The following is a 9813-nucleotide window of genomic DNA, read 5'->3' as shown; positions in this document are numbered from 1 at the left end:
ATTATCCGTTTCACGACAAGGCCGTCATCGTCACCACCTGCGGCCGCATCTGCTATAACAGAAAGAAGATCAATCTCAGCCTCGTCTTTGCCGGCCAGACCCTCGGCATCAAACAGGTCGAGGATCACATCTGGTTGGCCAGCTTCATGGACTATGATTTGGGATATTTCGACGATGAGACATGCAGGCTCGAACCACTCCAAAACCCGTTCGGGCCAAAAGTGTTACCCATGTCTCCGGTATAAACCGTAACCCATGTGTCCGGAACGGACCCCTGAAATTATGGCGATCCCGACAGGATTCGAACCTGTGACCATCGGCTTAGAAGGCCGGTGCTCTGTCCAGCTGAGCTACGGGACCGTCGGCCGGCCCACGGGCCGGCTGAAATACTTGGCACTGGCCGCAGTCAATGCGTCCAGGGCGCCTACGCCGAAAAGGAAGGACTTGCCCTCCGTGTCGAGGAACCGAAAGAGACCAAGCGCCGCCAGATTTCCTATGCGGAGAATTTCGGCCGTGACCGCAGGACGTTTCTAAACTGCCGGGCGGAAGGTGACCGGCAGGCGCTGCGGGCAGCGAATGACGTAAGACGGCATATAGACGACATCCTCCGCGGCGATGGTCAGCGCAAGATCCTCCAGCCGCCCGAACAGCGCGGGGAAGGCGCAGCCCAATTCCAGGCGCGCCAGCGCGGCGCCCATGCAGACATGCGGCCCCTCGCCGAAGGACAGGTGCGGGTTGTGCCCCCGGGTGACATCGAATCTGTCGGCGCCGGGACCGAAGGCCTTTTCGTCCCGGTTCGCCGCATGGAACACCATCAGGACGGCGTCGCCGCGGCGGACCCTGCATCCGTCGATCTCCACGTCCTGGGTGGCATAGCGGAACGGCAGATTGGCCACTGCGCTGCCCCAGCGCAGGATCTCCTCGATCGCCTGTGACCACGGAACTTTGCCGCTGCGCACCAGGTGCAGTTGCTGCGGATGTGTGAGTAATGCCAGCACGCCATTGCCAATGACGCCGGTAGTGGTCACGAAGCCCGCGGAGAGAACCATGAACAGCATGTCGATGAGCTCGGTGTCGGAAACGATCTCGCCGTTGTCGCGCGCGACGATCAGGGCCGAAGCCAGATCGTCGCCGGGCTGCCCCCGCTTGAGCGCGATCAGGCGACGGAAGAACTCCGGGATGCGCTGCCGCGTCTGTCGCACCTCTGCGGCTGTGGCTGAGGTGTTGGCCAGGCTGTAGGTGAGCTCGACGATCTCCTCGCGCTGTTCCTCCGGCAAACCGAAAAGTTCGGCGATTACGATGGTGGGCAGCGGAACGGCGAACTCGCACATCAGATCGGCACTGCCGCCGCGCTGCGCCATCTTGGCCAGGAGCCGATCGACGCATTGTTCGATCCGTGGCGCCAGCAAGGCCATACGAGTGGGCGCGAAGCTCCTGGACAGCAGGCCACGCAAGCGCCGGTGATCGGCGCCATGCGCCGTGACCATGTTGTCCACTTTGCACATCCCGATCAGCGGATGATCCTCGGGAATCTCGCCGTCCTGCAGCGCCCGCCACTGTCGCCAGTCCCTGTTGAAACGCTGGTCGGAAAGTACCCGCCTGAGCGTCTGGTGACCGCCTGCCGCCCAGGTTACCACATCGCCTGGCAGCGACACTCGCGCCATTCCCCCCTGCTGCAGAATCGCAGAAGACAGAATCTCAAGTTGCTTGGGAGCGACCGACACACCGATCACATCGCGATGATGGTTTTCTACGCGCATGCCAACAACTCCTTTTCCATCGCACTGTGGCAGCTCCAGGTCCATTACTATCGGCCGTTGGTCGAACGCATCATCCGACAAAGCCGAGCGGCGCGTGCTGGACGGCGAGCCGGTACCGGCCGGCGAGAAGTTGGTCATCCTGTTCGAAGACCATGCCGCTATCGTCGTCAACGGCAGCCGTCTCGGAAAACGTATCATGGCTATGAATATGCAATTGGCATGCCACCAAAAGGCTTGTGAGCAGCGACCCTAAATCGGAGGTATCGCCCCGGCCGGCTTGATCCTAACCCTTGGGATGTCTGGATCTGAACTTGAACACAGATTGTCGTCAATCGGACGCGGAATTGGGCGTGTGAGAGCGGGGCTGAGCAACAGGCGATCGCGGGGCCGTCGAGTTGCGCAGCCGTGTGTTGCTGTTAGCGTGGCTACATGCGGCCGCAGGTGTGATCCGAGCGCAGAATGCTGGCGCCGCTCGCTGCATCCGGCGACCCATCTAGCGATCACTGATCGAGCGTGATCGAGTTTCAGACTGAGAGTATCTCGTTCGCTCGCTCGTCCCGCTGCGGCCGTTCAAGGCTTCGCAGATTCCGTTCTGCATCGGCTTTGGATCGAAGGTGCTGCCCTCCTGCCGTCCAGGCGAGCATGGCGTTCGAGATGGACCCGGTGCCGTGGTCCGCCGGAAATCAGATTGCGTCTCGCCCCGACTTGGCAAGCCAGACGGATGAAAGACGAAGCCTCTATCCTTCTCTTGAAGCTGCTGCTTGTCCTTAGCTAGTTTCCGTCCATGAACGGCAAAGTTTGAGCGAGTCGTAGCTTTGCGCAAGCAAGGCCCGGCGGCTTCAGGTAGTTTTGCATCATGCCTCTGATTCCAAATCCCTGCCCACGCCGGAGCCGACAACGCGTCAAGAACGCACCGTCTAAGTCAGCTTACTCGATCTTTTCGCCGCGCCCGAGATCGGTCCCGAGTTGAAGCGATGTCGCGATGGCTGGATGAGTATCGCGATTAGCTTGGCTTGATGGCTCGCGATTTGGTGCGGGTCGGGGGTCAAGGCCACCGGGCGGCGGGGCCCGCCCGGTGAAGCAGTTGCGCTACGCTGCGCTCTGCTGAATCGGCAACTGGAGCTACCAGGAGTTGGCCTTCCGCCTCAAGGATTCAGCCTCGTTCGCGCGCCTTTGCCGGTTCCGTTGTCCTGGAGCCCGCAGAAGTCGGTGCTGCAAAAGACGATCAGCGCCATCCGGTCTGAGACTTGGTTGCAGATCAATCGGATACTGCTGTCGGGTGCCCGGCAGGCGACGCGCCGATCCTTGCGGTGGAGAGGGCTGTGCACGGACCAGGACCGCTTTGAGATCCTCACGAAAGGAACCCAAAAGAACGGTTTCACCTCTACATCGCGCCGATGGCAAAGCCGTTGACGGGCAGGCTGTGACGTCCTTCTCGTCGGCGATAGCGTCGACCCGAACAGCGCGAGCCCGTCGGAAAGTTCGATAGGGAAGGGGATGCCGTCCTGCATGGCTCGCCGCCGGCACGAAGGCCCCGCGGGACGGGTGGCAGCGAACTTTGTCCGGGCGGCCATAGCGGGCCAGCAAGGCACGAAGCGATCAGCAAGAATTGTCGCCCGCGCCGAGCTCAGGCAACCGCAAAGCGAAGGTGCAGCAGCTTGCCGGTCGCGCCTTCGATGTAGACGAGCAGCGTCGGCCCATTGATAGCCGGGAGTTTTGCCGCGGGGTCCGCTAGGTGCGTGTCCGCCTCCCTCGGGTACGTCACGAGCCGTGGTAACCGGTCGAGCGCGATGCACGTGCTTGGAGACCATCTTGTCTACCATCTTGTCCGGTGCTTGGAGCGGGGCGATTTGTCGGCTCTCGACGCAAGGGGACCTTTGCTGATTCCCGCTGATGCCGGGCACTGCCTGTGCCTCGGATGTATTCGGTCCGTCCATTTTGTAAGGAATTCGACAAACCAACGTTGCCCGCTCACCTCGAGACGTGATGGAATTCAACAAGAACCGACTGCTGCGCCTCTGGCATGGCTCTTGCTCTTACAGCTGTGACATTACACGCCAACTACAGGTAGCTATCTCAGTACGGCGAAACGACAGTCCCATCCCCCATACACGAGAATATCCATGACACGCGCCCTTGCAGCAGCAGCTTTCCTCCTCACGGCTTTGGCCTCAGCCCAAGCCGCATCAAATGTTAGTTCGCCTTCGAACACCTGGAACAGGCAGCCGGGACACACATTGAACCGTTCGCCGTGCAGTCCTCGCTATGTGCCGTGCTTGACGCATTATATCCCTTGGTGCGAGCCGGACCCAGATGGTCCCGCGGCCGACCGCGATCATGCCCCAGGGGGTTCTCTAATCGCCTCTGTCAATGCGCTCCTTTCTCGCAATTGATGCAGCGCGTGCCGGGCTCAGAGTTCTCTCCGGGGTCGATCGCAAGCGTCGTCGCGTGTTTGCGTCGGAACGGGTGGGTCGAAGTGGTGTTCGCGGGTTCCGTTGGCCCGCATGCCAGGGTGCAAGCTCATCCGCGCGGCGTCCCGGCAGGACACCTCTCGGGAAAAGGAGTTGGGGTAGGACGGCGAAGCTCGTCCTCAGGCTGCAGCATCCGCGTAGCGGAACGGCTCCTTCGTCTTGCACATTCCGTGCAGGATGACGGCGAAGTTGCGCGCCACCGCGACCTTTGCCTTCTTGGAGCCGGCGCCCTTGAAGCCGTTCAGAGAAGAGAAGCCGATCTGTCGCGTGAGGATAACATTGGAGGCTTCATATTGGAGGGTTCGCGTGAGCTCGTCGCCGGGCTTCGAAACGCGGACCTTTCGAGTGACCACGCCGGATTCATAGCGCTTGGACGCGAGACCGAGATGGGCGCCGGCAATGGAGGATCGACGAAAGCGGAAGCATCGTCGCAGGTAGAGGCAGAGAGTGAAGCGCCACCATGTCCGAACAACCCTTGCCGACTTTGCCGATGTGGCGCGTAGATCACATCGAGCCCTCGCCCGAGATGTTGGCGCTACGCGCCAATGGCCCGATCCACCGCGTGCGCTTCCCGTCCGGGCACGAAGGCTGGTGGGTGACAGGCTACGACGAGGCCAAGGCAGTGCTGTCCGACGCGGCGTTCCGGCCCGCGGGAATGCCGCCGGCGGGATTCACCCCGGATTCGGTGATTCTCGGTTCGCCGGGGTGGCTGGTCTCACACGAGGGGGGCGAGCATGCCCGGTTACGCTCGATCGTGTCGCCGGCCTTCAGCAACCGCAGGATGAAGCTGCTCGCGCAGAAGGTCGAGGCGATCGCCGCGCAGTTGTTTGAGACGCTGGCGGCCCAGCCCCAGCCCGCCGACCTGCGGCGCCATCTCTCCTTTCCGCTTCCGGCCATGGTCATCAGTGCACTGATGGGCGTGCTCTACGAGGATCACGCCTTTTTCGCCGGGCTGTCCGACGAGGTGATGACGCACCAGCATGAAAGCGGCCCGCGTAGCGCGTCGCGCCTGGCCTGGGAAGAACTGCGCGCCTACATTCGCGGCAAGATACGGGAGAAGCGTCAGGATCCGGGCGACAACCTGCTGACGGATTTGCTTGCGGCGGTCGACCAGGGCAAAGCGACCGAGGAAGAGGCGATCGGCCTGGCGGCGGGCATGCTGGTGGCCGGGCACGAGAGCACTCTCGCGCAGATCGAATTCGGCCTGCTGGCCATGTTCCGCCATCCGCAACAGCGCGAACGCCTGGTCGGCGATCCATCCCTGGTCGACAAGGCGGTGGAGGAAATCATGCGCATGTACCCGCCGGGTGCGGGCTGGGACGGCATCATGCGCTATCCGAGGACCGACGTGACCATCGCAGGCGTCCATATTCCCGCGGAGAGCAAGGTGCTGGTCGGCCTGCCGGCGACGTCGTTTGATCCGCGCCATTTCGACGACCCGGAAATCTTCGACATCGGACGCGACGAAACTCCGCACCTGGCGTTCTCCCACGGGCCGCACAACTGCATCGGCATGGCGCTGGCCAGGCTGGAACTCAAGGTGGTGTTCGGTTCGATCTTCCAGCGCTTTCCCGCGCTGCGCCTGGCCGTCGCCCCCGAAGAACTAAAGTTGCGCAAGCAGATCATCACTGGCGGGTTCGAGGAGTTCCCGGTGCTCTGGTGATGCCCGGACGCCGCGGGGAATTGCGATCTTCTCCGCAATTTGCCGGCGCGCCTGGCGCGCGCCGGTCAGATCAGCCAGCCAACAGGTAACCAAGATGGACGTGCAAGAAACCACGGTGGCATGCCGGGACGCCTTCGCCGAACTGGCGTCGCCAGCGTGCATCCACGACCCGTATCCGTTCATGCGGTGGTTGCGCGAGCACGATCCGGTGCACCGCGCGGCGTCGGGCCTCTTTTTGTTGAGCCGCCACGCCGACATCTGCTGGGCGCTGAAGGCTACGGGCGATGCGTTTCGGGGACCGGCGCCAGGCGAACTGGCGCGTTATTTCCCGCGTGCGGCGACCAGCCTGTCGCTGAAGCTACTGGCGTCCACGCTAGCGATGAAGGAACCACCGACGCATACACGTCTGCGCCGGCTGATCTCGCGCGATTTCACCATGCTCCAGATCGACAACCTGCGGCCGAGCATCGCGCGCATCGTCGCAGCGCGCCTGGACGGCATGGCGCCCGCGCTGGAGCGAGGGGAGGCGGTGGACCTGCATCAGGAATTCGCGCTGGCCTTGCCTATGCTGGTCTTCGCCGAATTGTTCGGCATGCCCCAGGACGACATGTTCGGGTTCGCCGCAGGGATCGGCGCCATTCTGGAAGGCCTGAGGCCGCACGCCAGCGATCCCCAGCTCGCCGCCGCGGACGAGGCCAGCGCCACGGTGCAGGCCTACTTCGGCGACCTCGTAGAGCGCAAGCGCACCGATCCTCGCCACGACATCGTGTCGACGCTGGTCGGCGCCCACGACCACGACACCGACACGCTGTCTGATGCGGAGTTGATCAGCATGCTGTGGGGCATGCTGCTGGGCGGCTTCGCCACCACTGCTGCCACCATCGACCATGCGATCCTGGCGATGCTGGCGTATCCCGAACAGCGGCACTGGCTGCAGGGAGACGCCGTGGGGGTGGAGGCATTCGTCGAAGAGGTCCTGCGCTGCGACGCGCCCGCCATGTTCAGCTCCATTCCACGTATCGCCCAGCGCGACATCGAACTGGGCGGCGTGGTGATCCCGAAGAACGCGGACGTGCGCGTGCTGATCGCGGCCGGCAATCGCGACCCGGACGCCTTCGCCGATCCGGACCGCTTCGATCCCGCGCGGTTCTACGGCACCAGTCCGGGCATGTCGACCGAGGGGAAGATCATGCTAAGCTTCGGCCACGGCATCCACTTCTGCCTCGGTGCGCAACTGGCCCGGGTGCAGTTGGCCGAGAGCCTGCCGCGGATCCAGGCGCGCTTCCCCACACTGGCATTGGCCGAGCAGCCGACCCGGGAGCCCTCCGCGTTCCTTAGGACATTTCGCGCGCTGCCGGTGCGGCTGAATGCGCAGGCGGGGGGCTGAGATGCGCGTCGTGGTCGACCAGGATCTGTGCGGAACCACCGGGCAGTGCGTGCTGACACTGCCGGGCACCTTTCGCCAGCGCGAACCGGACGGCGTGGCCGAAGTGTGCGTGGCGACCGTCCCGCAGGCGCTGCACGCCGCCGTGCGGCTCGCGGCCAGCCAGTGCCCGGTCGCCGCCATTCGGGTCATCGAAAGCGACGCTGGCAATAACGAGCGCGCCAGCACCAAGCCTGCGCCTCTGCCTCTGGCGGAGGCCGGGCGGCCTGCCGCGGAAGATCAACGCAATCCAGGAGGACCCGATGGGACGGTTTGACGGCAAGGTTGCCGTGGTGACCGGCGCCGGCGCCGGCATCGGGAAGGCGTGCGCCCTCGCCATCGCGCGCGAGGGCGGCAGAGTGGTGGTGGCCGACATTGATGGTTCGGCGGCCATCGCCTGCACCGCGCAAATCGCGGCCGAAGCGGGCCACGCGCTGGAGCTGGCCATGGACATTGCAGATGCGCAGGCGGTGGCAGCGCTGTTCGAGACGGCGGAGCGGCACTTCGGTGGGGTCGACCTGCTGGTGAACAACGCGAGCGCCATGCATCTGACCCCGCGCGACCGCGCGGTCCTCGACCTGGACCTGGCGGTCTGGGATCAGACCATGGCGACCAATCTGCGCGGCACGCTGCTCTGCTGCCGGCAGGCCATCCCACGGATGATCGCCCGCGGCGGTGGCGCGATCGTCAACATGTCGTCGTGCCAGGGGCTCAGCGGTGACACCGCGCAGACGTCCTACGCCGCGTCGAAGGCGGCGATGAACATGCTGTCGGCCTCGCTCGCCACCCAGTACGGCCATGCGCAGATCCGCTGCAACGCGGTTGCGCCGGGTCTCATCATGACCGAGCGTCTCCTAGCCAAGCTGGACGAATGCATGCAACGGCATCTGCACCGCCACCAGCTCCTGCCGCGCGTCGGCCGCCCCGAGGACGTGGCCGCGCTGGTGACGTTCCTGCTCTCCGACTCTGCTGCGTTCATCACCGGCCAGGTCGTGTGCATCGACGGCGGCATGCTGGCGCATGTGCCGACATACGCCGATGGCGGCAACAGCCCCGACGCGCGGGCTGCCGGCGACACTGTCGAAGCGGCGCGCGGCTGATGAATATGCTGCTCAACCCGCTGAACCGTCGGCACCGGCTGCGGTACGACATCCCGGTCGTGCCCGGCGCCTTCCCCCTGGTCGGGCATCTTCCCGCCATTGCCTGCGACCTGCCGCGCCTGCTGCGGCGCGCGGAACGGACGCTGGGCAGCCACTTCTGGCTGAATTTCGGCCCTGCCGGACACCTGATGACCTGCATGGATCCTGATGCGTTCGCACTGCTCCGGCACAAGGACGTGTCCTCGGCGCTGATCGAAGAGATCGCGCCCGAATTGCTTGGCGGAACGTTGGTCGCCCAGGACGGCGGCGCGCACCGGCAGGCGCGCGATGCGATCAAGGCGGCGTTCCTTCCCAAGGGGCTGACCCAGTCTGGCATCGGCGACCTGTTCGCGCCCGTCATCCTGGCGCGGGTGCAGGCGTGGCGCCACCGCCGCGAGGTAATCATCCTGCCTGAAACCGGCGACCTGATGCTCAAGCTCATCTTCAGCCTCATGGGAATCCCCGCGCAGGACTTGCCGGGATGGCATCGCAAGTACCGGCAACTGCTGCAGCTGGTCGTCGCGCCCCCGGTTGACCTGCCCGGACTGCCCTTGCGACGCGGTCGCGCCGCCCGCGACTGGATCGACGCGCAGTTGCGCCAGTTCGTCCGCGACGCGCGCGCGCATGCCGCGCGCACCGGGGTGATTAACGACATGGTGAGCGGCTTCGATGGCAGTGACGGTGCGCTTTGTGATGACGTCCTGGTCGCCAATATCCGCGTGCTGCTGCTTGCCGGTCACGACACCACCGCCTCGACGATGGCCTGGTTGGTGATCGAGCTGGCGCGGCGGCCTGTGCTGTGGGACGCCTTGGTCGACGAGGCGCAACGCGTGGGCGCGGTGCCGACCCGGCACGCGGACCTGGCGCAGTGTCCGGTGGCCGAGGCGCTGTTCCGCGAGACGCTGCGCGTACATCCGGCGATCACGCTCCTGCCGCGCCGCGCGCTACAGGAATTGCAACTCGGCCAGCGGCGCATTCCCGCGGGCACCGATCTATGCATCCCGCTGCTGCATTTCTCGACCTCGGCGCTGCTGCACGAGGCGCCTGATCAGTTCCGCCTGGAGCGGTGGCTGCAACGCACGGAGCCGATCCAGCCGGTGGACATGCTGCAGTTCGGTACCGGCCCCCACGTCTGCATCGGCTACCACCTGGTATGGCTGGAAATGGTGCAGTTCTGCATCGCCTTGGCGCTAACCATGCATAAGGCTGGGGTGCGTCCGCGGTTGCTGAGCGGCGTCGAAAAGGGCCGGCGCTATTACCCGACCGCACATCCGTCCATGAAAACCCGCATTGGATTCTCATGAGCTGGCATCGCATGCCCCGTCTGGCGAGGCAGCGGCGCCGGCGACGCACGGCA

The 9813-nt window shown here is 64.6% G+C and carries 7 protein-coding genes, 1 tRNA gene and 3 pseudogenes; 8 read left to right on the top strand and 3 right to left on the bottom strand.

Translation table 11 applies throughout. The annotated features are described in order from the left end of the window. Positions 1-245 (top strand): annotated as a pseudogene (locus M653_RS0125265) (integrase); the annotation flags it as partial. Positions 246-283: 38 nt separating this feature from the next. On the opposite strand, the gene M653_RS0125260 reads toward M653_RS0125265, so the two are convergent. Both M653_RS0125260 and M653_RS0125255 read right to left on the bottom strand, forming a co-directional pair. Continuing rightward, positions 284-360, bottom strand: a tRNA-Arg gene (locus M653_RS0125260). Positions 361-530: 170 nt separating this feature from the next. Then, entirely contained in the window at positions 531-1664 is a 1134-nt protein-coding gene (locus tag M653_RS0125255) for a cytochrome P450 (protein WP_245262322.1), read from the bottom strand. A gap of 114 nt (positions 1665-1778) precedes the next feature. On the opposite strand from M653_RS0125255, the pseudogene M653_RS1000000136935 reads away from it, so the two are divergent. Both M653_RS1000000136935 and M653_RS1000000136055 read left to right on the top strand, forming a co-directional pair. Continuing rightward, a pseudogene (locus M653_RS1000000136935) lies at positions 1779-1941 on the top strand (ISNCY family transposase); the annotation flags it as partial. A gap of 773 nt (positions 1942-2714) precedes the next feature. After that, positions 2715-3050: pseudogene (locus M653_RS1000000136055) on the top strand (ISNCY family transposase); the annotation flags it as partial. A 1300-nt stretch (positions 3051-4350) separates the two neighbouring features. On the opposite strand, the gene M653_RS01000000133460 reads toward M653_RS1000000136055, so the two are convergent. Then, the gene (locus M653_RS01000000133460; RefSeq protein ID WP_156938265.1) at positions 4351-4665 is read right to left on the bottom strand and encodes a transposase; all 315 of its coding nucleotides are present in this window, start codon (positions 4663-4665) and stop codon (positions 4351-4353) included. A 26-nt stretch (positions 4666-4691) separates the two neighbouring features. Between M653_RS01000000133460 and M653_RS0125230 the strand changes: the two genes are divergently transcribed. From M653_RS0125230 to M653_RS0125210, 5 genes are all read left to right on the top strand, one after another. Further along, positions 4692-5894, top strand: a complete 1203-nt coding sequence (locus M653_RS0125230) for a cytochrome P450 (protein ID WP_027145826.1) — start codon at positions 4692-4694, stop codon at positions 5892-5894. 94 nt (positions 5895-5988) lie between these two features. After that, on the top strand, positions 5989-7281 hold the full coding sequence (locus tag M653_RS0125225; RefSeq protein ID WP_027145825.1) for a cytochrome P450: 1293 nt from the start codon (positions 5989-5991) through the stop codon (positions 7279-7281). A 1-nt stretch (position 7282) separates the two neighbouring features. After that, complete coding sequence (locus M653_RS0125220; protein ID WP_027145824.1) at positions 7283-7594, top strand: ferredoxin; 312 nt, start codon at positions 7283-7285, stop codon at positions 7592-7594. Next, positions 7581-8417: an SDR family oxidoreductase gene (locus M653_RS0125215; RefSeq protein ID WP_027145823.1), complete on the top strand. Its 837-nt coding sequence runs from the start codon at positions 7581-7583 to the stop codon at positions 8415-8417. Before M653_RS0125220 ends, M653_RS0125215 begins: the two co-directional genes overlap by 14 nt. Next, entirely contained in the window at positions 8417-9760 is a 1344-nt protein-coding gene (locus tag M653_RS0125210) for a cytochrome P450 (protein ID WP_027145822.1), read from the top strand. Before M653_RS0125215 ends, M653_RS0125210 begins: the two co-directional genes overlap by 1 nt. The last annotated feature ends 53 nt before the right edge of the window (positions 9761-9813 follow it).

Source organism: Mesorhizobium sp. WSM3626, assembly GCF_000513935.1.
In the GTDB taxonomy this organism is placed as follows: Bacteria; Pseudomonadota; Alphaproteobacteria; order Rhizobiales; family Rhizobiaceae; genus Mesorhizobium; species Mesorhizobium salmacidum.
The sequence above is the reverse complement of the archived record's forward strand: the minus strand, read 5'-3'. Positions and strand labels throughout refer to the sequence as shown.

Bases quoted from the DNA above. Each gene is read 5' to 3' on its own strand.
- M653_RS0125225 (WP_027145825.1), top strand. From the start codon at position 5,989: ATGGACGTGCAAGAAACCACGGTGGCATGCCGGGACGCCTTCGCCGAA.
- M653_RS0125215 (WP_027145823.1), top strand. From the start codon at position 7,581: ATGGGACGGTTTGACGGCAAGGTTGCCGTGGTGACCGGCGCCGGCGCC.
- M653_RS0125220 (WP_027145824.1), top strand. From the start codon at position 7,283: ATGCGCGTCGTGGTCGACCAGGATCTGTGCGGAACCACCGGGCAGTGC.
- M653_RS0125230 (WP_027145826.1), top strand. From the start codon at position 4,692: ATGTCCGAACAACCCTTGCCGACTTTGCCGATGTGGCGCGTAGATCAC.
- M653_RS0125210 (WP_027145822.1), top strand. From the start codon at position 8,417: ATGAATATGCTGCTCAACCCGCTGAACCGTCGGCACCGGCTGCGGTAC.
- M653_RS0125255 (WP_245262322.1), bottom strand. From the start codon at position 1,664: ATGGCGCGAGTGTCGCTGCCAGGCGATGTGGTAACCTGGGCGGCAGGC.